The sequence below is a fragment of the Catellatospora sp. NPDC049609 genome, assembly GCF_040675365.1.
Classification (GTDB): domain Bacteria; phylum Actinomycetota; class Actinomycetes; order Mycobacteriales; family Micromonosporaceae; genus Catellatospora.
Genome location: NZ_JBFAOU010000011.1, coordinates 39,403 through 64,057, shown reverse-complemented (window position 1 = coordinate 64,057; position 24,655 = coordinate 39,403). Strand labels below are relative to the sequence as shown.

The following is a 24,655-nucleotide window of genomic DNA, read 5'->3' as shown; positions in this document are numbered from 1 at the left end:
GAGGCCGACCTCCCCTTCGCGGTAGGAACGCCTCCTCGACAGAGCACCTGCTGCCGACGACGGTGACCAGGCGTAGCAGCGGCACGGGCACCGCGCTCCAGCACCGGTATTAGGCAAGCAGACCGTCACCGCCTCGGCGCACGAGCAGGCTGCGGCAGCCATCGCCCTCGTCGAGGACGGTGACCCAGGCCCAGTCGTAGAAGCGGTGACCTTGGATCCGGGACTGGCCGACCGGGTCTGCTACGCCTGCTTGGGCAGCAGCGCGCCGACGCGGTCGACACGGTCGCGCTGGACCGGGGCGGTGTTGACGTGGGTGTTGCAGGCCGCACCATCCTCAGGCGCGGTCTAACCATGGCGTAGACAACTCATCTCGATTTCAGATCGACCCCAAGATCATCCCAAGTCCATCCGAATCTAACCTTCCGACAAGAAAGACGGATCCCATCGCCCCGAAATCAGCATTTCGCAAATCGGTCGGACCGAATCCACATCAGGCCAGATGGTTTTTAGAGCGCTTGCAAATTCACTACTTACATCCATCAACATGAGGATAATCTTGTCTCGCGCAACAACCTCGATCTCCGGGTCCGGCTTCCACGATGTTCGCGTAAGACATTTTATTCGCACTAGGGGGTCTTCAACCTCGAACAGCAAAGTTCTTTCTATCCCTTGACCATAAAAATCGATCTCCGCATTACGGCGATCTCTTATGGCGTCGATGGCTTCAGGCAGCTGCTCCACGAAGGTGGAAAGATCGCATCCAACATCCACCGGCCACCCAGCCGAACCAAACCCGCCAACTCTGAAGGCGCAATCGGTCGAGGCCAGGATTACGCAAGCATCCATGACCACCGAGTCGTAGTCGGCAGCAGACGGACCTTCGGCGAGGCTGGGAGCGTTCGTTGGCCCCCGTAGCGACACTTCGAAGCTCATTATTCGTCTCCGAGAACGATGGGGAATCCCGTCTTATATGGCCCGTTGCGTCCGGGAATCAGTCGTGCGTGTGTCGCCGGAACGGTTCCCCTCCCGGGCAAGAAAACGGTTCCCGTCACTCCGGCCGGAAGGGGAACTTCTCTAACTCCAGCATTCGGATCGTATTGACTCTTCAGGAACGCCGCCGCGACTTCATCATCGTCCCACCGACCTTGCTGCCCGTTCTTATTTACCGCCCGATCAGCCATCCTGGCATCCGTGAGTTTAGCACCGTGATCGTCCCAAAGGTGCCCCCAAGTCGGGCGACTGTTGCGTGCCCAGTTAATCGGCTTAGGACTGGGACACTCGCAGGCGTTGCCCTTCTTGTCGAGCCCGCCATTGCAGTTGTGCACCAGAACCGGAGCAGTTCCCGCCAGCACATAGTACGTGTGGATATGAGCGACAGTGAGGTCGCGCATCTCCTTAACGGCGACGTAGTTTCGGACAGCTCGAACGTAGTGAACTTCACCATCCGGACCAACGAGAGTCGACTTACCCGGAATAAGCTCAGCCGCATCGACCCACGAATCCGAGCTGGTGTCCCAGAACGGGTGGTGCCAGGTCGTGTGCAGCGTGGATTCCGTCGGACCGCGGGTACTACGACCGCCCTTGCCCGTTCCAGATTGTTCCGTCTTGGACACCCCGCCGGCAGCGACGTTGCTGACAGTGACATCGGTAAGGTCAATATCCTGATTGACGTGTACCGCCGTCACCAGCTGCGAAGTTGTGTCACCGGTTTCTGGATCGGTTGCCACAACTTTGTCCCCGACCTTGACAGATGAGATCGCTACGGCCGCTCCACCAGCAGTCAGCACCTTCGTGGAGGGGTCGAAGCTGTGGCACGCCTTGGGTGAGCCGCTCAGGCCACCGAACGCCCCACCGCCAATGCCGCCAGCAATGGCGCCCGACATGGCACCGTTCATCACGGAGTTGTTGAGCGCGTTCATCGAGCAGTCGCCGTCGGCGAACATGCAGTTGACGCCCCAGCTCGCCGCGCCGCTGACCGCGCCTTCGGTCGCGCCGGCGACCGCGCCCTTCGCCGCACCGCCGAGGATGCGGTTGAACAGGCTGCCACCCGCCTTGCCGATGGCACCGCCCGCTAGGCCGCCTAGGGCTCCTCCCGCTGCTCCGCCGATGAGCCCGGTCAACCCGGCGACGCCAGCCGCGTTCCAGGTCTCGCCCTGGCCGAGCGCCTGCCAGCCGCCTTCAGCGACACTTCCGGCGAGCGACCCGATGAATCCACCGGCCGCCCCGGCGATCGCGCCACAGCCGACAAGCCCGGCAACTGCGCTGGTGCCCGCAGTCACCGCTGCCCCGCCGGTGGCTACCGCCATACATCCCGCGTAGACCGCGACACCCACTGCCACCGAGACGACGGTCTCCACGATTCCGGAGATGCTGCACCAGAAGTCGGCTTCACACTCGGCTTCTTTGCGCTTCTTCTCGCGTTCGGCGCCTTCCGTGGCCGCCTGGTTGATGATCTCGCCGAACTCGCCCGCGGTGATGACGTCGGTCTTCTCACCGGTCTCGTACCCGACGTACTTGCCGCCGGTCTGGTCCATGCGGCGGGCGATGTCCATGCACTCCGCGCCGATGGACTGCAGGTCGGTCTTCTTGATCGGCTGACCGTTGATGATGCACTGGTCGTTGGTGATGACGACCTTGGTGCACCACTCCAGAACCGACTGGTAGTGGTTCGACGGCGGGCACGTGGGCCGTGCTTGCGCGTCGCAGCCCATCTGGGCGTAGATCTTGCTGCCGTTGGCGACCTTGTTGCAGGACTTGAGCTCGTACTTGAAGTACTGCTCGATCAGCCTGGCCCGCGCGATCTTCTTCTTGTTCTCGCTCTTGTAGTAGTCGTTCTTGGCCTTGTTGTTCTGCTTCGCGTACTTCTTGACGAGCGTCGGGTCGGAGGTCTCGTCGAACATCGGCCAGTGCCCGGTCGGGTCGGTCGCGATGAGCGGGTTGGCGTTGCCGTACGCGTACCGGTTGGCGTTGCCGGAGTTCCCGTCGGGACTCAGCGACACGGTGTCACGGGAGTCGAACTGGCCGGTGTCGGTGTTGTACCAGCGTGCGGCCATGTTGACCCGGCCGGTGTTGCTGTCGGTCCACTCCGACTGGTAGCCGAGGCGGCCCACCAGCGTCGAGGTCACCAGCGGCTTGCCGAGCGGGTCGTACACCGCGATGTTGGGCAGGCTGGTGTCGTCGCCGTCGAACTGGGCGACGACGTCGGTGTGCTTGTCGGTCCAGGCGTAGCGGCCGGTCGTGCCGCTCTGGACGCCCAGCAGGCTGCCCCCGGGACCGCGGACGTAGCTGACGCGGTCGACGGTGCCGTTGGCCGGCGTCGGGTCGTCGGCGGCGAGGTCGTTGTCCAGGCCGGAGTAGCTGTGGCCGGGTCGCACGGCTCGCCCGAGGGCGTCGTACTGGTAGGTCTGGGCGCCGACGCCGGAGCCCTGGGAGACGACCTGGTTGAACGCGTCGGACACGGTCTGCGTGGCGACGGTGCCTTCGGTGACCGTCGCCATGGTGCCGCGCGGCGTGTAGGCATACGTGGTGGACCCGGAGGTCAGCAGCCGGTTGCGCTGGTCGTAGGTGAAGGTCCGCGTACCGGCCTGCACCCGGTTGCCGGACTTGTCGTACCCGTACTGGGTGGTGCCCGACGTGGTCGTCCACGAGGTGAGGCGGTCGGCCCAGTCGTAGGCGTAGACGTTGGCGGCATTCGCGCCGAAGCCGAAGGTGCCCTTGCCGACGATGTTTCCGTTGGCGTCGAAGTCGTAATCGATCTTTGCGACCGACGTGTTGGTGGCGGTCTTAAGTTCGTCGACGTCGATCCGGTGGCGGTTGTCGTAGGTGTAGGTGCGGTAGTTGCCGCCGCCGTAGGTGATGCGGCTGACCGCCGACAGGTCGTTGTAGTCGTAGTTCAGGCTGAGGTTGGCCGCGGTGTTGGTGGCCGTGTCGAGCCGGCCCGCGGTGTCGTAGGTGAAGCTCGTCGTGCCGGCGGCGTCGGTGCGTGACGTCATCTGGCCGTCGGCGTTCCAGGCGAAGTCGTTGTCGCCGGACGGGCCCCGGATGGTGAGCAGCAGGCCGCGCTCGTCGTAGGTGAGGTCCGTGTCGCCACCGGGGCCGGAGAACGACCGCATCCGGCCGAGCTGGTCGTAGGTGAACGTCTTGTCGACGGTAGTCGCGTCGGGCGCCGTGCCGGACTGCTCGGTGAGGTTGCCGAGGTCGTCGTAGGTGTAGTCGATGCTGACGCCGCCCGGCGACAGCTGGCGTGCCGGACGGCCGGCTTTGTCGTAGACGGTGGTGAAGGTGCGCTGCGACTCGGCGCTGTGCGCGGTCGTCGCGGGCTCGATCGTGGACTCGGGCAGGCCCCAGGAGTTGTACGTGGTCCAGTAGGCGATGCCGCGGCCGTCGGTGAACCTGGTCCGGCGGCCGGTCAGGTCGTACCCGAACGTGCTGGTGATGCTGTCGGTGGCCGACAGCGGCTGGCGCTGCTCGACGAGCAGGCCGGTGGCATCGTAGGTGAACGTGGTCTCGTGCTGGCGGGCGTCGGTGACGCCGAGGACCTGACCTGCCCGGTCGTACCTCGTGGAGCCGGTGGGCTGCTCGACGCCGGCGGCGTCGAACTCCCGGACCTTCGTCATCCGGCCGCCGAGGTCGTACACGGCCTCGGTGCGGCTGTTGTCGAACTGCTTGACGACGACCTGCCGGCCGAGCGCGTCGTACTGGAAATCGGTGTACTTGTTCGCCGCGTCGTAGGTGCGGGTGACCTCGCCGACCTTGTTGTAGACCGAGCGGGTGGAGACGTTGCCAGGCGTGATGGTCTTCGTCTGGCGACCGCTGTCCCCATAGTCCGGCGCGTCCTGGCAGGTGTCTTCATCGACGTTGTACCGGTAGGTGGTCGTGTACTGCGCTGGCGCAGGCGTCGTGACGTGCTGGGTCGTGGAGCAGATGCGGCCCAGGAAGCCGTGGGTCGCGGTGACGGTCGCCCCGGTGGGGTCGGTCGTCGAGATCTGCTTGCCCAGCTCGTCGTAGGCGAAGGTCGTCGTGTGGTTCAGGTGGTTGACGACCTTGGACACGCGCCCGAGCTGGTCGTAGTGGTAGGTCGTCGTCTTGCCGTTGGCATCGGTCTCGGTCTTTGTCCGGCCGGCGGCGTCGTAGGTCCGCGAGGTCTTGCCGTCGTACACAGCGGAGGAGCCCGGCGGTGTGTAGTCCGGCATGATCGTCGCCGTGACCCGGCCCAGCGCGTCGAACTCGGTCGTGGTGATCCGACCGTGCGCGTCGCGGGTGTCCTGGGCGCCGCCGAAGTTGTCGTAGCCGACCTCGGTGATGGCGCGGGCCTGCACCGCGCTGGAGCCGTACACCTCGGAGGTGATCTGCGGGCTGGTCGTGCGCACCGCCCGGCCGGCCTCGTCGTAGGCGTAGTCGGTGACGTTGCCCAGCGGGTCGATCTTGGACGTGACCAGGCCGCCCCGGGTGACCGTGTAGGAGACCCGGCTGATCGACCCGCCCGTGGTCAGCTCGGTGCCGTACGCACTGGAGTCGAGCGTGGCGATGTCGGCGTCGCTGAGGGCGCTCTGGTAGACCTGCACGTCGGCGATCTGGCCGAGGAAGCGCCCGGAGGGGTCGCCGTCGATGTTTGCGGTGAAGTACAGCGGGATGTTCGCCCAGGTAGTCGTGCCCAGCTGCGAGCGGGCGCCGAACATGGTGGTGCCGGTACCGCCGGTGTTGGGGTAGATGAAGAGCTGATCGCTGGAGTTGCGGCCGGCGATGTCGATGCGGCCGTCGCCGTTGAGGTCGCCCAGGCTCAGGTCGTAGCTGCCCCAGCCGGAGCCGGAGTGGGTGGCGATGCCGTACGTGCTGGTGCCGGTGCCGCCGGTGTGCAGGTAGTAGTAGAGGTAGCCCTCGGAGGTCTTGCGGCCGATGAGGTCGTCGCGGCCGTCGCTGTTGAGATCGCCGATCCCGATCCAGTTCATGATGTTCCAGCCGGAGCCGACCTGGATCTGGGTGCCGAAGCCGCCGAACCCGCCGGGCGCGCTGTGCCCGGTGTGGCGGCGTACCCAGAGCAGGCCGGCGGAGTCACGGGTGAACAGGTCCTTGCGGCCGTCGCTGTCGTAGTCGCCCAGGCCCAGCCAGGTCATCGCGCCCCAGCCGTTGCCGAGCGAGCGGCGGGTGCCGAGGGAGACGGTGCTGCCGCTGGACGTGTTCGGGTAGAGCCACAGGATGCCGGTGGCGGTCTCCCGGGCGAGGATGTCGGGCTTGCCGTCGCCGGTGACGTCGGCGGCGTCGATCCAGTTCATGGCCGTGAACCCGGTGCCGAGCTGCTTGGCCGTGCCCAGCGCCATGCTCGGCCACGAACCGTTGTTCGGGTAGACCTGGAGCGCGCCGGAGCTGTCGCGGCCGACGAGGTCGGCCATGTTGTTCATCTCCCGGCCGGCCTTGCCGCCGCCGATGATGAAGCGGCCGGGGGCGTGCCACGGCTTGGCGGTGCGGTTGGTCTCGCCGACCTTCACGCCGTCGACGTAGATCTTCATCTTGCTCGTCGCGGCGTCGTATACGGCGGCCACGTGGACCCAGAGCGTGTGCAGCGCGTCCTGGTTCGATGACACCGACTCGACGGGCGCGCCTGGCCTGCCGTCGCGGGGCATGCTGAACTGCCACAGGCCGGTGGCCCGGTTGAAGCCGAGGGTGAAGCCGCTGACGTCGGTGCCGTCCTGGCTGGCGATCATGACGGGTGAGTCGACGCTCGCGTCGAGCTTGACCACCGTCGCGATGGTGAAGCTGCGGGAGGTGTCGACGGTCGACGTCCGGCCGGTGATCGTGCCGGTGCCGTCGAACTCGGCCTCGCCGACGGTGTACTCCCCGGCCGGGATGAAGGTGACGCCGCTGCTGGCGGTGCCCGGGTTGTTGCCCGCGTCGTCGGCGGTCAGCCCGCCGGTCGCCGCGTCGAGGCGCCAGTGCCCGGTGGCGATCCGGCCCGTGGCGGTGCCGAGGGTACCGTTGTAGGTGGTCTGCGACAGGACCCGGTTCAGCGGGTCGTAGGCGGTCTCGCCGTAGGCGAGGACGGCGCCGGCGGCGTTCTTGGCGGTGCTGGCGTAGGGCCGGTTGTCCGCGTCGAACGACGTCTCGGTGATGCGCTTGAGTCCGTCGGGGTCGAGCACGGTGCGGTACGTGCGCGACGCCGCGTCGACGTCGAATGCCGTCTTCGTCTCGCCGTTGTCGCTGATGCGTTCGATGAGGTTGCCCGCGCCGTCGTACTTGTTCTCCTCGACGACGTAGACGCGCGGGTTCTGCGCGGCGCCGTCGCTGCGGACGATGCGGCTGATCTGGTTGTTGTCGTAGTACTCGTAGCGGGTCTGCCACTGCTTGGCGTCGGTGACCGTCGCCAGCCGGCCGCCCTCGTCGTAGTTGCGCGACGCGACGATGAAGTCGGCCGGCGTCGGGTTTGGGTTGTTCGGGTCGCCGACCCAGTTCTTGATCTTCGTCTGGTACAGCAGACCGGACAGGTGGTAGGTCGACTCGACGATGACGCCGTCGGCCTGCTTCTCCCGCACCACGTTGCCGAACGTGTCGTAGCTGATCTCGGCGACGTTGCCGGCCGGATCGGTGACCCGCCACTTGCGGTTATGGGCGTCGTACTCGTTGACCGTTGCGCGGGTCGCGTCGCCGCCGAGCAGGTCTTCCACGGCCTGCCGGACGATGTTGCCGTCGAGGTCGTACTCCGTGACCGAGCGGGCCTGGTGGACCGCGCCGGTGACCTGGTTGGTGATCGGCGAGTAGGTCTGGTATCGCAGCCGGGACTGCTTGTCGTACTCCATGGTGACGACCTGCGAGAGCCCGCTGTCGAGCTCGGTGGTCTTCTTGACGACCCGCCCGAGGTTGTCGTACTCGTAGCGGGTGGTCATGCCGGCCGGGTCGGTAACACTGGCCACGTCGCCCGTGTGGTAGTACGCGATGTGCTGGGTGGCGCCCGACGGCGTCACGACCTTGATCGGCAGGTCGGGAGGCGTGATGCCCCCGTCCGGGCCGAGGCTGTTGCCGTCGCTGAACTCGGTCGTGGTCTTGCGGCCGAGCGGGTCGGTGGTGCTGACCTGGTTGCACCGGCTGTCGTACGTGTAGACGGTGCGGTAGGTGTTGTCGGTCCGGCTGGTCGAGCGGCCGTCGCGGGTCTGGATGACCTTGTCGTTGCACGGGTCCATGTCGTTGGCCGCGTTGACCTGGTACGCGTAGTGCACCGACGAGCACTTCGCCGGCACCGCCGAGCGGTCGGTGCAGGAGATCTGCTCCACCACGTTGCCGCGGGAGTCGCGGACGGCCTCGGTGTAGTTGCCGTTGGCGTCGACCACGATCTGCAGCCGGCCGGACGCGTCGGCGCCGTAGATGGTCTCCTGGCCCAGCGCGTTGGTCTCGGCGACCTTCATCCCCGACGGCAGACCGTAGGAGACGGTCATCCGCTCCGGCTCACGCGGCTGCTCCGTCGAGGGATCGGTGATGGTGTACTTCTTGACCAGCCCGCGGCCCTGCGCCTTGTTCATCGCCTTGAACTGCGCGTCTACCTGTTCCGGAGCCAGCTGGCGCCGGTAGAGCGCGACCTCGGCGATGTCGCCGGCGAAGTAGCCCGTGATGTCGTTGCGGCCGAACGGCCAGCCCTGCGCGCTGCCCGCGCCGAGGTACGCGTAGGTGCCGTTCGGGGCGATGGCGCCGGACAGCGTGCCGACGAGCTGACCGTCGAGGTACATCGCCTGGGCGTTGGTGCCACCGGCCAGGGCGACGTGGTGCCACTTGTCCTTCTCGACCGCGAGCGCGGTCGCGATGGGAGTGCCGCTGGCTCCGAGCCTGCCGCGCAGGCGGCCGTCCGTTCCGATGTACAGCGCCGGGGTCCGCTGTGCCGGGGCCGTGCCCAGCGGCTGGTCCTGGTAGCCGAACAGGGTGCCGCCGGCTGAGCCGGCGGGCACGCGGAACCACATGCTGATCGAGTACGGCCCCGCCTGGGGTGCCGCCGGCAGGACCACGTGGGCGCTGGTGCCGTCGAACCTCGCGGCACGGGTCGACTCGCCGAACGGACCGGGCGCCTCGGCGAGGACGACGCCGGTGCCGTAGCTGGCGATACCGCCGTTGACCTCGTTCAACGCATCGACGTCACCGAGATCTGCCAGGCGCCAGTAGTCGGTCGGCCCCGCGCCCATCACGGCGCTGGAGTACACCTCGTAGGAGCCCTCGACCGTCGGCGCGCTGATGCCCCACGTGCCGCCGTTCTCGTCGGTCACCTGCGATACCACACCGTCGGCGGTGTTGTAGTCGACGTGCGCCACGACCTTGCCAGAGGGCAGGCGGATCTCGTCCAGCGGCCGGGACGCGGCAGCTCGCGCGGTGCGCAGGGCGTTGACGTCCTCGATCCGCAGCGGCTTGTCGAAGTACGCGACCTCGGCGATCGAACCGTTGAAGAACACCGGCGTGCCCTTGTTGGTGCCGGTGGTGCCGACCGACTGGCCGGGCCAGCCGATGCCGAGGAAGCCCGCCCCTATGTTCTGGTGCATCTGCCGACCACCGACCACCAGGCCGGACTTCGTGCCGGCGTTGACGCCGTCGACGTAGAGGGTCTGGGTGTTGCCGGCAGCGGCCAGCACGGCGTGGTGCCAGGCGCCGTCGTCGACCACCGGCGCCGAGGCGTTGGACGCGATCGGAGTGTGCACGCTGCCGAACCAGGCCTGGTGCCCGCCGATCGGGCTGGCGCAGTTGTAGATCTGCAGCTGGGTGCCGGCGCCGACCGCCGCGCCGGTGGCCTCCAGGCACCGCGACGAGCCCGTGCCGATGACGCGCCCGTCGGGCATCATCGTCCACTTCTGGTTGGTGCCGGTGCTGCACGCGTTGAGCTGGACGTCGACACCGTTCGCGGTGCCGGCGCCGACGACCGTCAGGCACTTGGTGGTGCTGCCGCTGGTCACGGTAAGCCGGCTGGACGAGTCCAACGACCATTTCTGACTGTCCGCACCCGTGCAGGCGACCAGCTGGACCAGGGCGCCGTCAGCCATGCTGCCGCCCGCCGGGCCGACGCAGAGTCCCGACCCCCCGCCGAGCAGGGTGCCGACCAGCCCCGTGGTGGGCGCGGTCGGGAACTGGCCGGACAGCTTGCCGCTGGAGTTGACGTACAGCAGCGGGGTGTAGCCCCAGTTGGTCGGGCCGTCGGCCAGCGGCTTGGCCGACTGACTCAGCACCACCTTGCCACGCTCAGTGGTCTTGAACCACACGCTGACCGACCGGTAACCGGACTCGTTGGCCAGCGTCGCCGGCAGGGTGACCGTCGAGCTGGTGCCGTTGAACCCGGCGGCGGTCGCCGTCGACCCGGCGAGCGGACCCGCCTGGCCCAGAGCCACGTCGACGTAGGCGCCGTCGGCGACACCGCCGTGGTCCAACACCGAGTTGGCCGCCGTGGTGCCGGTGGTCTCCGTCAGCCGCCAGTTCGACGTCGGCGCGAGGTTGCGCGTCACCGCCGGGTACAGGGTGCTGGTGGTGTAGTCGTAGGAGATGCACTCCGGTGTCGACTGCGTCTGCGGTAGGCAGACCTTCTCCAGATCGCCGTCCTCGGAATATTCGTAGTTCCACTCGGACGCCGAGTCCCAATCGTCGGCGGGGTCGGTGGAGATCTTCGTGACGCGTCCGCCGGTCCATTCCAGGTGCAGCTTCCGGTCCGACCCGGTCGCGTGGATCTGGTAGAGCTCGTGCTCGGGGCTGTACCAGAACAGCAACTTGCGCTGGGCCAGGTCCGCCATCTCGGTGATGAGGTACGTGCCCGTGACGGTGGGCCAGAGGAAGGTGTAGCTGTTGCCGTCCTTCTCCAGCAGCCGATAGCCGGCCATAGTGGCCATCCCGGCGGCGGTCGTCGGGCAGGCCATCACCACCTGCGCGCCGTCGACGCACTTGAGCACGCCGGAGCGGCCCTGCGGCGGGACGAAGGTGCCGTCCGGGTTCCTGGCGAACACCGACTCCTGGCCGGTCGGGTAGGTCACCGACATCGCCTGCGGCAGGCCGGTGCCGTCCCGGTCCAGTTCGACGACCTTGGCGTCGAGCATGCTGGACCAGCCCGTCCCGAATGCGTGGCTGCCGCGGGGGTCCTGGCTGTTGTAGGAGCGGGTGATGGTCAGCGGCGGGCCGACCGTGGGCACCTTCACGTCGGTCGCCGACGCGGTGTAGTTGCCCGCCGAGGCCTCGAACCCGCGCCCGCCGTTCTGCGACAGCACCGAGGTCATCAGCGGCTGGCGCGGCTGGGTGCTCAGCGCGTACCACTTCGGCGGGCTCACCGAGGTGCCGTCGTTGACGGTCACCGTCCAGGAGTAGTCCTTGCCCCGGACCAGCTTGGCCGCCGGCACCGTCCAGGAGGTCGCGGCGGTGTAACCCGACTGGGCGACCAGGGTCGACCCCTCGTAGACGGCGAAGTTGTAGGTCAGGCCGCCCGAGCGGTCGGGGTCGTGCGCCTCGGCGATGAGCACCGGCGTCAGCGTCGGCGTGACGTAGCCGGACGGCGGGTAGGCGCCGTCGACCTGCGGCGTGCCGGGACCGGTGTAGGTCAGCAGCAGGAACGGCGCCTTCTTGTAGTTGTCGTAGTTGCGGGACGTGAACCGCTTCCACTGGTTGCTCGTGGTCTCCGAGTCGGCGGTGAGCGCCAGGCCGTTGTTGGCCGTGCCCGTCAGCCAGGCCTGCAGGGACGTGTGGGAGAGCGGGACGTTGACCCACACACCGTTCGAGCGGTTGCCGGTGTCGTTGTAGCAGGCCATCTTAGGATCCGGGGTCAGCGATCCGATGCTCGATCCGAGCGACGGCCCGGGCCACTGCACCGTCTCGGCGTCCCACGTCCCGTTGATCATCTTGACGTGGAACTTTCGCGGCGTGCAGTCGTAGGTCCAGGTCAGGAACAGCGCCAGTGACGCCTGGGACAGCGTCGCGCCGCTGTACGAGCTGGAGAAGCCGCTGAAGTGCAGCAGCGAGCGGGCCACGTGCGTCCCGCTGTCGAAGGTGCCGACGGGCAGGTTGTTCTCAGGCGAGTGGTCGGAGTCATCGGTGTTGTACACATACGTGTCGCCGGTGGTGTTGAACGACGACGGGTCGAGCACCACGGGGTAGACCCGGGACGGGTCGCGCAGCCACGCCGCGTCCGGCGTCACCCGCAGCGCCTGCTTGCCGTCCACCGTGACCAGCTCGTAGGTGACCGCGTCAGATCGGGTGAAGTCGCCGGTCTCCCGGTCGAAGTTCGCGTCCTGCATGAAGCCCGCGGGGATGGTGATCCGCGACTTTCCGCCGGCGTCGCGCAGCACGACCGAACCGTTGGGATCGATCGACGCGGACAGACCCTGCATGTCCAGGTGGAACAGGAACGACTCGGGGGCCTGCGCGGCAGACTTGAGGATCAGCGAGTCCTTGGCGCCGGAGGCGGTCACCTCGACCTTGAAGTCGACGCCGGGCAGCACCTCCGGGTAGGTGACCGCGTTCTGCGCGGCCACGCCGGCGCTCTTCGCGGCACCTGCCAGCGCATACGACAGAGCGTGCTTGCGGTCGGCGCGAACAGTGACCAGCTGGCGGTCGTCGGCGGTGGCGGCCAGGGTGACATCGGTGTCGGTGGCCTTCTGCCGGAAGCGGCCGCCCGCGCCCTGGACGAGGCTGCGGTCGATGGGCTTCCACACGCCGTCGGCGTCACGGTAGTTGACCGGGTCGGAGAAGAGCTTGCGGGTGAAGCTGCCGTCGACGTTCTCGTACAGGTGGGATTTCTGATCCGAACCCGCGGCGAGCCGCTTGCTGGTCCGCTCGTCGAAGACGCCCTGTCGACCCACCACCCGCACCGGTTTGAACGGCACCTTCTTCCGCGCCGGACCGTCCGACAGACCGTTGGCGTCGGTCTCGTCGGTCGGGACGACACGGGCGCCATGACCCGCCGATCCATGGTCGGCCGGAACGCGAGGCACCGAACTGTCGGCCCATGCCACCCGGGGGATCCATGACCACAGCCAGGACAGCGGGAAGTCCCCGCCCGGAGGCACCGCACCGGCCGGCATCGCCAGGTTGAGCAGCATCACCGCCACCAGCACCGGGACGAGACGGCGAATGGCGCGGCGCTTCCGAACCGGACGGATTTCGCGCACGCTGATACCCGACATCGCCCGGTCTCCTCGTCATCTGGCAACAGGCTGCGCAGCAGTCTGAGCGAGCGAGTGATCACCGAGCAAGGTCGCAAATTGGACTTCAGCGCCGGTACGGCATGTCAAAGATCACAGCGACAGAACGGGCGTCGCGTGTTAGGACGAGAAGCCTTCAAGCATGAGATCACGTGCCGCCGAGGCGGTCCCCTCCACCACCGTGACATTGTCTGACTTCGAGCCGCCCACCACCGCGAACCGCTGCTCGGGAAACCTCGGTGCCATGAGGGCGACCGAACGTGTCGCTACCTCACCCGCTGCGAGCAGCAGGTCGCAGCGGCCCTGCGCCATGCCCGCCACGAACGTCGCACCGTTGTCGACGGTCTGCGGACCGCTGATCGCGACGTGGCTGACCCGCACGCGCAGACGAAGCGACGCCTCCTGCATACCGGCCCAGATCGGTGCCACCTGCGAGTCCAGCACTCCGGCTTCACCGGTCAGCAGGCAAACGGCCTCAGGTCGATACTGCCGGTAACGCGGCGGCTCCACAGGGTCCGGCTGCAGCCAGAGCCAGGCATAGGAACCGACGACCATCGCGACGGCAGCCGCCCAGCCCACCCACCATCTGTCCATCAGGTTTCGCAACGCCATGACGCCTTCCGTCCGCGATCAGAACGGCGACAGGCTAGCGCAAGGGCTGTCGCGACGGGTGCACAGTTCAACCCGGCCGATCGGCAACAGCCTGAGTCGGCGAGAAGCCCCATGATGCGGGCGTGTCGGCGCTCCAGCGCATCCGGCGCAGCAGGTAGCCGGCACCGCCGCACCCAGCAGGGCGAGCGGCAATAGCGGCATCGCGCCCGACCCGCCGATGCTCGGCCGGTGGCCTGCCTCGGCGCGGGCGTCCGGGTGGGGCCGGGTTCAGAGACTATCGACGACGTCCTTGGCCTCGCGCAGCGTCAGGCCGGTGCGCTGACGGACGACCTTCACCGCCTCGATCTTGCGGCCCTGCTGGGTGAGCTGCCGGGCGGTCGCCAACAGATCCGGTGGCAGCGGCACCGACAGGGGCTGCCGGGGCGCGGGGGCGGCGGCACCGGCGGCGATCTGCTCGACGGCCCGCACGGCCTCGGCCAGCGGCGCGCCCGTGGCGTCGCGGTACGCCTTGACCGCGAGGATCTTCTGCTGCTGGGCCAGGTGCTGCAGCACCTGCTGCCGCAGCGCCGCGGCGTCCGGCGGCCCGGCGGCGGCGCGGGCGTGTTCGGCCGCCCGCTCGGCCAGCGCCGACCCGAGCAGGTCCGTCGGGTCGGGTCGGCGCCGCCGGGCGAGCAGCACGCCCACGACGACCAGCAGCAGCACGATGACGGTGATCAGAAACCCGGTCATGAGCCCACGCTAGCGAGCGGCCGCCCGCCCCGGCCCGACGTGACACCGCTGCCGTCCGGCCGGGCGCAACGCGTGACGACAGGAGTCCCAGCGGTGGGCCACGTCGAACACAAGCCGACGAGGCGGTGGCCGTCGCTCAGCCGCGCAGGAGCCTGCCCTGGGCGTCGACCGGACGCCCCGCCATGAGCACGATCCCGTCGATGACGAACCACATCCAGACGGCACCGTAGATCAGGAACGGGAAGAACAGGAGGAACCCGCACCAGAAACACGCCCAGCCGACCACAGTGGCGGCCAGCTGGACCACCCCGAGCGCGGTGTGACCCGCGTACAGACGCCCGATGCCGCCCAGGCCCAGCAGGAAACCGGGCAGCAGCTGCAGCAGACCCGCGACCAGCTTGCTCTTGTCCGACAGGGGTGCGCCGGTCAGCGGATCGACCTCGATCAGGTGCTGCGCAGGCACGGGCAGGTGCGAGGCGCCGTGCGGGTGCTGGTACGGGTTCGTCATCCCGTCACCGTAGCGATCAACGTGGGCGGCGCGCTGTCCCCGAACCGTGTGACCGCGCGGTGCGCGTCGGCGGGGTGAACCGCCTGACCGGGCCGGGTCAACCCGAACGGCCGGGCGTAGCCGTGGCCGGCGGATCGCCCGGCCCGTCGGCCAGGGCGACGCCCAGTGAGGTGCGCCAGTAGAGCACCTCGCGGCCGGACCGCCGCTTGGCCACCGCGCCCGCATCGAGCAGCACCCGCAGATGATCGCTGACCGACCCCAGGGACAGGCCGGTGAGCGCGGCCAGGTGCGACGTGCTCATCGGCGTGCCCAGCCGGCGCAGGATCGCGGCCCGGTTCGGCCCGATCAACCGGTCCAGCCCACCCGGTGCCGGCACGGTCGCTTCGGCCAGCACGCCGCGGGCCGGGTAGACCATGCCGAAGCGGGTGGGCCGGTCCCACACCACCCAGCCGCGGACGCAGTGCGCCGGGACGAAGATCAGCTGCTCGGCCCGGTCGAGCGCGAGCGCCGGCTCGGCGAGGTCGTTGATCTGGAGCAGGCCCTCGCCCAGCCACTGCATGCTGCCTTCCAGGTCCGGGAAGACGCCCGCCCAGCCCTCGGCGCTGAGCCGGGCGGTGCGTGCCACGACGTCGGCCCGCAGCCGCTGCTCCCGCGCCGGCCACTCCGGCGCGACCGCGTGCGTCCAGACCCAGTCCAGCAGGTACGCCGCCTCCTGCGCCAGCCCGCCGGCGGACAGCACCTCGTCGAGCGGCTCGGGCTTGGTCGCCCGCAGGTCGGCGCGGATCTGCTCGTCGGTGTACGCGCTGATCGCCGCGAGCTCCTCGGCGAACGTGGGGGCTGCCGTGGCGGGAGCCAGGGTGAGGAAGTCCGCGATCCAATGCGGACCGAAGGCCGCCGCGAGCAGGGCCCGTGCCACCGGTCGCCGGGCCAGCATGTCCTGGTACGCGGCGAGGTGCGGCCGCCGCCAGGTGTGCTGCCACAGGCCGTGCGGGCGGCGCAGGGCCCGCAGCGCGGCGAACGTGTCCGTCAGCGGCGAGACGACGAACCGGCTGCGCGCGAGCAGATCCACCGGCACTTGCCAGACAGCCACGTTTCGCCTCCAGCCGTAACTCTAACGGGCCCAATCCGCCGGACCCGAGGATCATGGACGTGAGAACGTACTCGGAGCTGTTCGCCGTCCACGAGTTCCGCAACCTCTTCCTGGCCAACTGCGCCGGCATCGCCGCACACACCAGCTCGGCGCTGGCCCTGGGCTCGCTGACCTACGCCGTGACCGGTTCGGCGACGCTGACCGCGCTGAGCATGTTCGGGGCGCCGCTGGCCGGCGTGCTGGGCAGCCTGACCCTGCTGTCGGCCGCCGACAGCCTGCCGCCGCGCCGGGCGCTGACCCTCGCCGCCCTGGTCGCGCTCGCCGGCACGGCCGTGCAGACCGTTCCGGGGCTGCCGATCGGCGCCCGGTTCGCCGTCATCCTGCTCGTCGCGTACGTCGGGTCGATCACCGGCGGCGCCCGCTGGTCGCTGCTCAACGACATCCTGCCGCCCGGCGGGTACGTGCTGGCCCGGTCGACGATGAACGCCAGCGTCGGCGTCATGCAGATCGCCGGTTTCGGGACGGGCGGGCTGCTGCTGGTCTGGCTCGCCCCGCACCAGGTGTTCCTGATCGCGACCGGGCTGCGGGCGGTGGCGGTGGCGATGACCTGGTTCGGGCTGCGGGAGCGACCGGCCCGGGCGGACGCGCGGGCCTCGACGGCGCGGACCATGCGGGTCAACCGGCAGCTGTGGGCAGACCGCGGGTGCCGGGCGCTCTATCTCAACCTGTGGCTGCCCAGCGGGCTGGTCGTGGGCTGCGAGGCGCTGTTCCTGCCCTACGCCGGGGACCGGGCCGGTTTCCTGTTCGCCGCCGGCGCGCTCGGCATGCTCGCCGGTGACGTGGTGGTGGGGCGGTTCCTGTCGCCGGCCGCCCGCCGGCGGGCCGTCCTCCCACTGCGGCTGCTGCTGCCGCTGCCGTACCTGGCCTTCCTGCTGCACCCGGACCTCCCGCCGGCGATGCTGCTCGCCCTGGTCGCCTCGGTCGGTTTCGCGGCCTCGCTGCCCCTGCAGGAGTGGCTGATCGACCGCGCACCGGTGGAGGCCCGCGGTCAGGCGCTGGGCCTGCAGCAGAACGGCATGATGACGGGGCAGGCGGTCTTCGCGGCGCTCGCCGGCGCGGTCGCCGACGTGCTGCCGACGCACCGGGCGGTGGCGCTGCTGGCCTTCCTGTCGCTGGTCGTGACGCTGCTGCTGACGCGGAGTCTGCGGCATGCCCGACCGGCGCCGCCGCCCGTGGTCGCGGCCGCGCAGGCGGCGCCCGCCGGTGCGTGACCCGCTCCGCCGCGGCGTCGCTCAGTTGCGGCGCATCACCATCCAGGCGACCCAGCCCAGGATCGCCAGCAGCATCAGGCCCAGGCACACGATGTCGAAGGCGGATCCACCGTCGGGGTTCCACGGCGGGACGTACTCGGCTCGTATCCGCGACATGGCAAAGTATCGCCACACCGCCTCGCTGCCGTCCATCCCCGACGGCCTGTCCGGAAGACACACCTGGGTCCCGAGCCGGAATCCTCACCCCTGCCGGCCGTGCTCCTTGAGCCAGGTCGTCGCGCGCCGAGCCGACGCGCGCGACAGCCACGCGTCCTGGACCACCTCGGCGAGCTCCTGCCGCGACAACTCACCGATCCGGCTGCCGCGCAGCAGCACCGACGGATGGCCGTTGAAGTGCGGGGTGGTGAAGAACGGCGACGACTCGTCCTGCACCATCGCCTGCTTGTCGGCGTCGGACGCGACCCAGAAGACGATCACGTCGTCGTACCGCTCGCCGGTCTGCGGGTCGAAGGCGTCCGGTCGCGGGTTGCGGAAGAAGACGAACGACTTGCCGCCCACCTGGTAGACCGGGTTCTCGCCGGTGCCGTACTCCACGGTGACGTGCGGCATGGCCTCCGCCAGCTCGTGCACGTCCTCGACCCGGGCGGGCCTCGCATCCTCCGACATCAGCCCAGCATAAGCCGGGTCCGGGTGCACCGGGGTCAGCGGCAGTACTGCACGTGCAGCTGCGCGTACGGGCGGCGCAGGCCGGTGAACGAGCGGGCCGCGCCCATCTCGATCTCGGCGCAGCAGTGGGAGTCCGGGGCCTGCACGCGGTGCGCGGGGCAGTCCTCGGCCAGCTCGCGGACCTGCTCGGCCGCCAGCTCGAACGCCTCGCGGCTGCCCGTGACGACCAGCGTGTCGGCGGCGATCTCCCACCACAGGTGGTCGCGGAACTCCCGATGCCTGGTCCGCCAGTGGTCCGCGACCGGCCGCCGCGGCCACGCCCCGCGCGGCAGGCGCACGGTGTGCGGGGTGCCGGCGCCCAGCCGGGCGCGCACCTGCTTCCACCGCGAGGGCGGGAACGCCAGCCGGTGGTGCAGCAGCACCAGGTCGAGCGGCCGCCCCCAGTCGCAGGCGTCGGCCGCCGCCGCGGCCCGCACCGGCAGGAAGACGATGGTGTACGGCGAGCGCGCCGCCAGGCCCCACGCCATCGCGAACGTTACGGCGCTGTCCTTGTCCAGGCAGAACTGCGCGCCGAGCCGCCCTTCGTAGAGGCCCGCGAACCGCGGCGGCCTGGCCGCGCGCACGACCCGGTAGGAGTGCCCGCCGAGCCGGACCACGCTGATCCGCACCGGCCACTCCCGCTCGTCCAGCGGAACTACCACGTCACCACCCGCACTCGCACCCGACGATCCTCGTCCGGACCCACCGCAGCGGCAACCGACTTCCCTCTCCTGAGGCGACACCTCCGAGGTCGCGGGCCTCAGCGCCCGCCGGGGCGACGGTGCCGCGACAGCCGGCGCGGGCAGGCCCGCCGAGCGTGGTGCCGAAGGCGGCCGTCCCGGAACACGAAGCCGGCCTTGTACGATGACCTGCGAGTGAAGGGTCTGATGTCGTTGGCTACCCGAGGCAAGAGTGCCGAGTCGCGGACACCGCTGAGTCGGGACCGGGTGCTGCGGGCGGCGGTGAAGATCGCCGACGAGGGCGGCATCGCGGCCGTGACGATGCGCCGGCTCGCCGAGGAGCTCGGCGCCGAGGCGATGTCGCTCTACCACCACGTCGCCAACAAGGACCAGGTGCTCGACGGCGTCGTGGACGCGATCACCGCCGAGATCAACCAGGCCGTCGGCCGGCTCGCCCTGCCCACGCGGGGCGCCGCCTGGAAGGAGGCCGCGCGGCAGCGCATCCTCACCGCCCGGCAGGTGATGCTGCGCCACCCGTGGGCGCCCGCGGTGTTCGCGTCACGGACCACGACCAGCACCGAGGTGCTGCTCTACTACGACGGCCTGCTCGGCATCATGCGTGACGGCGGCTTCTCCAACGACCTGTGCCACCACGCCATGCACGCGTTCGGCAGCCGGGCGCTCGGGTTCAGCCAGGAGCTGTTCACCCCGAGTGGCGGCCCGAGCACCGGCGAGCCCGATCCGGTGATGGTCGCGATGGCCGCCCGGCTCCCGCACCTGGTCGGCATGCTGGCCGAGGTCGTCCACGACGACCCGGATGCCACGCTCGGCTGGTGCGACGACCAGGCCGAGTTCGAGTTCGGGCTCGACCTGCTCCTCGACGGCCTCGACCGGCGCCGCTGACCGGTTCGCGGCGGCCCGGCCGACGCCGGTTGGTCCACCGGCAGGCGTCGAGCTCATTGTCGGGAGTACTCGGACACCCCGCTGCGCTCCCGGACGGTGAGGGTGGTCGGCGTACAGGTGTACTCGGCGGAGCCGTCACCGAAGACGGGTCCGGGCTGCTGGCTCATCAGCTGGTGGTTGCGGTAGAAGTAGGTCGTGCCGGTCGAGGTGAAGTCGGTCTCGGTGATCGTCGACGAGGTGACGCGATAACGTCCGCCGCCGGTGCCGACCGGGTTGCGGGCGAGCAGGTCATGGTTCGGCGCCCGGCCCTCGAGGACGAAGTTGCCCTCGACGCTGGTGGTGCCGTCGGACCGGAACTGACGTCTCTCACCTCCCTGGACCAGGCTCATCCGCACGACGCCCTCGCCCGGCACGGGATCGTCGAAGACGCGGCCGACCAGGATCCAGGTCCCGACCACGCACGACGGCGGCTTCGGTGACGGCTGCCGTTCCACGATGGGCTGCGACGACGGTGCGTCATCGGAGACCACCACGGGCGGCGGGGTCGGGCGCCCGGACGGACTCGCCTCGACGGGATCGTGCTCCGTCGGATCGGGGCGGGCTGCGGCTTCGGTCCGCTCGTGAACGGGATACGACGATTGCTGCGCGGCCGGCTGGCCCGGCGGGAACAGCGCTGAACGGATACCCAGCACATCGGCGACGAGTCCGATCAGCGCCATGACGACGACGACGGCGCTGACGAGCAGACTGCGTCCCGTCCGGCCATGCGAGGACACGAGCGGCCTCCCGGGGATTCGACACCGACACAGGTGGAACACCCCGTCCGGTCGGGTGTGCCGGTCCGCGGTGCTCGCGGACCGGCACACCCGACCAAACGCCGGGCTTGCCCGACTACTGACGGACAAGCCGAGGCCGGGACGCCGACGCAGGTGCCTCACCCGGCATTCGCCCGGTCGGGCACCACGAGGAGCGTGTCAGCAGTTGGCGTTGACGGCCGGGATCCAGCCGTCCTGCCCGGGCGCCTCGGCGCCGTGGCCGTAGATCCACACGCTGTAGCCGTCGTCGATGGCCTGGCCGTGCCAGCGGAATCCGCGTCCCGCCGACAGGGTGCGCAGCACGAACCCGTGGGGATCGGTACGCAGCCAGGTGTTCTGGTTCAGGTTGCACACGAAGCCGGGCGCGTCACTGGCCGTGGCCGGTGTGCCGGCCACGGTGGCGCCGGCGAGGATGACGACCGCGGCCGTCATGGTGCCGAGGAGTCTGCGCTTCACACTTGTCCTTCCGGGAGACCCAAAGGTTCCGATCTTGGTCTTGACGAGTATCGGGACGCCGCGTGGATCCGACAACCCGAGCGAGGATCGATGCGCGACGGCAAGCCGGCTCCCGCCGACGGACTCGTCGCCCCGATTCCCGCTCTGGCCCGGCATGCACCGAGCGACCCGGCATCGCTCCGGTATCGCCATAGCCGACCTGCCCGGACCTGAAACCAGGCCGTATCGGTGCCGCAGTGGGGCCATCGCCGCCGGTCTCAGCGCGGCACGGTTGCCGGAGGCGCAGATGATCGTTCGGCTATGGAGTGACGGCCGGCGCGCTTCTATGATCATGCCGACCGAACCTTGGAGGCAGATTTGAAGCGCACACTGGCAACCGCCGCAGCCATGCTGGCAGCCGTCGCGGCCGGGACCACCGCAGCCACGCCGGCGCACGCCGACGCCCTCTGCATGACGAAGGAGAACGCCCCCTTCTACGCCTCGATCGACGGCTACGGCGGGACCAACTACCTGTTCACGCTCAGCCCCGGCCGCGGCTTCCGCGCCGACGGTGCGGGATACAACGACGTGTACGGCCGCAACTGGCTCCGGGGCCACGGTGCGGAGCACCCCAACCGGACGGGCTGGGTGCTCCACAGCCACACCACCTGCTGATCCGCCGCAACCACCGACCGGAACGGCGCCACTGCGCGCACCGCGGCCCGGCACGGCCGTCGCGGCCGACCCGGCCGTGGAGCCGATTCCTCGCACGCGGCGGTGGCGGCCCCACCCGACGGGTCGGGCCGCCACCGCGTGACTCCGCCGCGACCTGCGCCCCCTGCGCCGAGGTCCCTGCCACTTCCCCGTCCACCGCTCGCGTTCTCCGCCGGCCTTGCGCTTCACGTGAGCGGCTGCCGACCCCGACACCTGGTCGATCGACCAGCCGGTGTGGGCCCTGCCGAGCCCGAGTCCGATCCAGACACGTCCGCCAGCGCGACTGCAAGCGCACCTGTTCCTGTCGACGCGACGGACCAGGCACATTCGAGTTCGGACTGAACTGCTGATCGGACGGCTTCCATCTCGGAAACTGACGCCATCCAGCCTCACCCTTGACCGCCTTACGGCGTAAGGCTACCTTACAGCGTAAGACTTACAACGTAAGGTCAGGAGTGTTCGATGAAGGCATTCGTGCTGCCCTCCTTCGGTGCCCCGGAGAGCCTGCAGCTCAGCGAGGTCGACAAACCCGTGCCGGGCGCCGGTGAGGTGCTGGTCCGGGTCCGGGCCACGTCGATCAACCCGTACGACTGGCACCACATGCGCGGCGAGCCGGTCGTCGCCCGGTTCATGGGCGGCGGGCTAGGGCACCGGCCGGCGCACCCGGTCCTCGGCTGCGACCTGGCGGGCGAGGTCGAGGCGGTCGGCCCCGGCGTCACCCGCTTCCGCCCCGGCGACGAGGTCTACGCGCTCGTCAAGCACGGCGCCTTCGCCGAGTACGCCTGCGCCCCCGAGCAGAACCTGGTCGCCAAGCCGAGCAGCCTCTCGTTCGAGCAGGCCGCGGCCGTGCCGATGGCCGCGGTGACCGCACTGGTCGCCGTGCGCGACGACGCCGCCGTCGGGCCCGGTCAGCGGGTCCTCGTCAACGGCGCGTCCGGTGGGGTGGGCACGTTCGCGGTGCAGCTCGCCCGGGCCGCGGGCGCGCAGGTGACCGCCGTGTGCAGCGGCCGCAACGCCGAACTGGTGCGGTCGATCGGGGCGGCGGAGGTCATCGACTACACCGGGCACGACTTCACCCGGCTCGCGCGTGGCTTCGACGCGCTGGTGGACATCGCGGGCAGCCCGCCCGTGTGGTCCGCCCGGCACGTGCTGCGACCCGGCGGCACCTACGTCGTCGTCGGCGGCCGGGCGGGACGGTGGTTCCGGCCCGTCGACCACGTGATCGCCGCCGCGCTGATGGGCAAGCTGGCCCGCCGGTCCGTGGCCATCACCGACGTCCCGATCGGCCCGGACAGCGCCCGGCGCCTCACGGACCTCGTGCCCCTGTTCGACGGCGGGCAGGTCACGCCGGTCGTCGCCCGCCGGTACGCGTTCGCGGAGCTGCCCGAGGCGATGCGGTTCGTCGAGGAGGGGCACGCGCCGGGCAAGGTGGTCGTCGCCGTCGAGTGAACCGGCGTCCCCCTCCGACGGATCAGCTGTGGCCGGCCGGTGCCGGACGGCGGACCATGACCACGTCCACGGGGTCCTCGGTCTCGACGGTGAACCCGCACCGCTCGTAAAGCCGCCGGGCCGGGCTGCCCTGCAGCACGATCAGCCGGACCGGCGTGCCGTCGCGGTCGCACCGTTCCAGCAGCTCGCGCAGCACGGCAGCGCCGATGCCGCCGCCCTGCGCGTGCGGGGCGAGGTAGAAGTGCTCCAGCCAGCGGGTGTCCGCGGCGGGCCGCAGCGCCACGCAGCCGGCGAACGCGCCGCCCACCTCGATCACCCAGGTGTGCGCCGGCGCGAACGCGTCCCGCAGCCGCTGGCGCACCCGGTGCTCGTCGTACCGGCCGAGCCGCTCCAGGTCCGCCCGCAGCACCACGGCCCGCAGCTCGGCCACCGCCTCGACGTCGGCCGCCGCAGCCGGGCGCATCTCCCAGTCCGCCATGATCGCCAGGCTAACGCGCCGGTCAGGTGCCACTCCGCGCTCCCCGCCCGCCCGGCGACGGCGGGCCGGGGCGCCGGGTTTCGCCCCGATATGCGGCGGGAACGTGGTGAAGACCGGCACCGACCGGCAACGACGCGCCAGGGAGCCAACCACCATGAGCGAGCAGAGCAAGACTCCGGCGGATCAGGAAGCAACGACGGAGCAGGTCGAGGAACGCGTGTCCGCGGACGAGCTGCGCCGCCGCCAGCAACTCGGACAGACCCCCGGCATGTTCGTCGACCCTCCGTCCGGCGCACCGACCGAGCCGGGCAGCGATGCCACCGGAGCACCCGACCGCAGGTGAAGCGGTCGCCCTCGTCACCAGCCGGTGGCCAGGCTCTTCGCGGCAACCATCACGGCAAGCGAGCGAGGCATGGCCGCCGACCGTGCCTCGCCACAGGGTTTACGCGGCAGGGGGCGGGACGGGCCCCGGCACCGGTGGGCCGTTCGAGTCGAACAGCCGCAGGTGCGCGACCGACCGCTGCGGCGAGGGGCCGCGGCGCCGAGACCCGACCTGTTACGCTGCGGCACCCTTCACCACTCGGAGATCAGCAGATGTCCGCGCCGCCGCCGGGGTGGTACCCCACCTCCTCCGACGACCCGTTCGTGCGCTACTGGACCGGCGAGCACTGGTCGGACCAGACGGTCCCGCCGGGCGCGACGCTGCCGCCGCCCGTGCCGGGAACCCGGATCGCCGGTGGCAGCCCGCGCGGCACGGTCGCGCGCGGCACGCTGACCGCCGTATCGGTCCTGCTGGTCCTCGTCCTCGGCAACCGGCTGGCCGACCTGATAGCCGGGCTCCTGCCCATCGCCGAGTCCTCGCGGGAGATGACCGGCGACTGGCTGGGTCTCATCCCGGCCGCGCTGGTCGGTGCCCCGCTGGTGGCGCGCGTCGGCTACCGCCCCGTGCGCATGCTGCTCCTGCTGATCCCGGTGTACAACGTCTACTTCCTGTACGAGCTGGTCTGGCGGGCGGCGTACCTGCCGTTCGCGGACTGGACGCCCCGCCCGGAGCACGCCCCGCACTGGGTCCAGGTGCCGCACCCCACCAGACCCGGCGCTCTCCTCTACGTACGCCGCAGCTGAGCGGC

General features: G+C 69.9%; 18 protein-coding genes. 6 read left to right on the top strand and 12 right to left on the bottom strand.

The window, feature by feature from the left end; all coding sequences use genetic code 11:
• Positions 1–414: 414 nt before the first annotated feature.
• The 6 genes from AB0J67_RS05445 to AB0J67_RS05420 form a co-directional block, all read right to left on the bottom strand.
• A complete protein-coding gene (locus AB0J67_RS05445; protein ID WP_363476524.1) occupies positions 415–933 on the bottom strand; it encodes a hypothetical protein in 519 nt (172 codons plus the stop codon).
• A complete protein-coding gene (locus AB0J67_RS05440; protein ID WP_363476522.1) occupies positions 933–13,034 on the bottom strand; it encodes a LamG-like jellyroll fold domain-containing protein in 12,102 nt (4,033 codons plus the stop codon). The genes AB0J67_RS05445 and AB0J67_RS05440 overlap by 1 nt, the downstream gene beginning before the upstream one ends.
• Before the next feature lie 222 nt (positions 13,035–13,256).
• On the bottom strand, positions 13,257–13,748 hold the full coding sequence (locus AB0J67_RS05435; protein WP_363476520.1) for a hypothetical protein: 492 nt from the start codon (positions 13,746–13,748) through the stop codon (positions 13,257–13,259).
• A gap of 267 nt (positions 13,749–14,015) precedes the next feature.
• Entirely contained in the window at positions 14,016–14,477 is a 462-nt protein-coding gene (locus tag AB0J67_RS05430; RefSeq protein WP_363476518.1) for a ribosomal protein L7/L12, read from the bottom strand.
• A 136-nt stretch (positions 14,478–14,613) separates the two neighbouring features.
• Positions 14,614–14,985: a hypothetical protein gene (locus AB0J67_RS05425; RefSeq protein WP_363476516.1), complete on the bottom strand. Its 372-nt coding sequence runs from the start codon at positions 14,983–14,985 to the stop codon at positions 14,614–14,616.
• A 97-nt stretch (positions 14,986–15,082) separates the two neighbouring features.
• Positions 15,083–16,075 carry a helix-turn-helix domain-containing protein gene (locus tag AB0J67_RS05420; RefSeq protein WP_363476515.1) on the bottom strand — a complete coding sequence of 331 codons (993 nt, stop codon included), beginning with the start codon at positions 16,073–16,075 and terminating at the stop codon, positions 15,083–15,085.
• A 59-nt stretch (positions 16,076–16,134) separates the two neighbouring features.
• On the opposite strand from AB0J67_RS05420, the gene AB0J67_RS05415 reads away from it, so the two are divergent.
• On the top strand, positions 16,135–17,346 hold the full coding sequence (locus AB0J67_RS05415; RefSeq protein WP_363476513.1) for an MFS transporter: 1,212 nt from the start codon (positions 16,135–16,137) through the stop codon (positions 17,344–17,346).
• 21 nt (positions 17,347–17,367) lie between these two features.
• Here the strand turns inward: AB0J67_RS05415 and AB0J67_RS05410 are convergent, their stop codons facing one another.
• From AB0J67_RS05410 to AB0J67_RS05400, 3 genes are all read right to left on the bottom strand, one after another.
• Positions 17,368–17,502 (bottom strand): hypothetical protein, encoded by a 135-nt coding sequence (locus AB0J67_RS05410; RefSeq protein WP_363476511.1) that lies wholly within the window; start codon positions 17,500–17,502, stop codon positions 17,368–17,370.
• An 84-nt stretch (positions 17,503–17,586) separates the two neighbouring features.
• Complete coding sequence (locus AB0J67_RS05405; protein WP_363476509.1) at positions 17,587–18,012, bottom strand: MmcQ/YjbR family DNA-binding protein; 426 nt, start codon at positions 18,010–18,012, stop codon at positions 17,587–17,589.
• Between the two features lie 35 nt (positions 18,013–18,047).
• The gene (locus AB0J67_RS05400) at positions 18,048–18,713 is read right to left on the bottom strand and encodes a hypothetical protein (protein ID WP_363476507.1); all 666 of its coding nucleotides are present in this window, start codon (positions 18,711–18,713) and stop codon (positions 18,048–18,050) included.
• A gap of 225 nt (positions 18,714–18,938) precedes the next feature.
• Here AB0J67_RS05400 and AB0J67_RS05395 point away from each other — a divergent pair, with 225 nt between their 5' ends.
• Entirely contained in the window at positions 18,939–19,634 is a 696-nt protein-coding gene (locus AB0J67_RS05395) for a TetR/AcrR family transcriptional regulator C-terminal domain-containing protein (protein WP_363476505.1), read from the top strand.
• 53 nt (positions 19,635–19,687) lie between these two features.
• On the opposite strand, the gene AB0J67_RS05390 is transcribed toward AB0J67_RS05395, so the two are convergent.
• Together AB0J67_RS05390 and AB0J67_RS05385 are read right to left on the bottom strand one after the other, a co-directional pair.
• Positions 19,688–20,410, bottom strand: coding sequence for a hypothetical protein (locus AB0J67_RS05390; protein ID WP_363476503.1), 723 nt, complete (start codon positions 20,408–20,410; stop codon positions 19,688–19,690).
• A gap of 198 nt (positions 20,411–20,608) precedes the next feature.
• On the bottom strand, positions 20,609–20,905 hold the full coding sequence (locus AB0J67_RS05385) for a hypothetical protein (RefSeq protein ID WP_363476501.1): 297 nt from the start codon (positions 20,903–20,905) through the stop codon (positions 20,609–20,611).
• A gap of 357 nt (positions 20,906–21,262) precedes the next feature.
• On the opposite strand from AB0J67_RS05385, the gene AB0J67_RS05380 reads away from it, so the two are divergent.
• Both AB0J67_RS05380 and AB0J67_RS05375 read left to right on the top strand, forming a co-directional pair.
• Entirely contained in the window at positions 21,263–21,559 is a 297-nt protein-coding gene (locus AB0J67_RS05380) for a hypothetical protein (RefSeq protein ID WP_363476499.1), read from the top strand.
• Between the two features lie 501 nt (positions 21,560–22,060).
• Entirely contained in the window at positions 22,061–23,047 is a 987-nt protein-coding gene (locus AB0J67_RS05375; protein WP_363476497.1) for an NAD(P)-dependent alcohol dehydrogenase, read from the top strand.
• Between the two features lie 22 nt (positions 23,048–23,069).
• On the opposite strand, the gene AB0J67_RS05370 is transcribed toward AB0J67_RS05375, so the two are convergent.
• The gene (locus tag AB0J67_RS05370) at positions 23,070–23,525 is read right to left on the bottom strand and encodes a GNAT family N-acetyltransferase (RefSeq protein ID WP_363476495.1); all 456 of its coding nucleotides are present in this window, start codon (positions 23,523–23,525) and stop codon (positions 23,070–23,072) included.
• 154 nt (positions 23,526–23,679) lie between these two features.
• On the opposite strand from AB0J67_RS05370, the gene AB0J67_RS05365 reads away from it, so the two are divergent.
• Complete coding sequence (locus AB0J67_RS05365; RefSeq protein WP_363476493.1) at positions 23,680–23,868, top strand: hypothetical protein; 189 nt, start codon at positions 23,680–23,682, stop codon at positions 23,866–23,868.
• A 251-nt stretch (positions 23,869–24,119) separates the two neighbouring features.
• Complete coding sequence (locus AB0J67_RS05360) at positions 24,120–24,650, top strand: DUF2510 domain-containing protein (RefSeq protein ID WP_363476491.1); 531 nt, start codon at positions 24,120–24,122, stop codon at positions 24,648–24,650.
• Positions 24,651–24,655 lie beyond the last annotated feature (5 nt).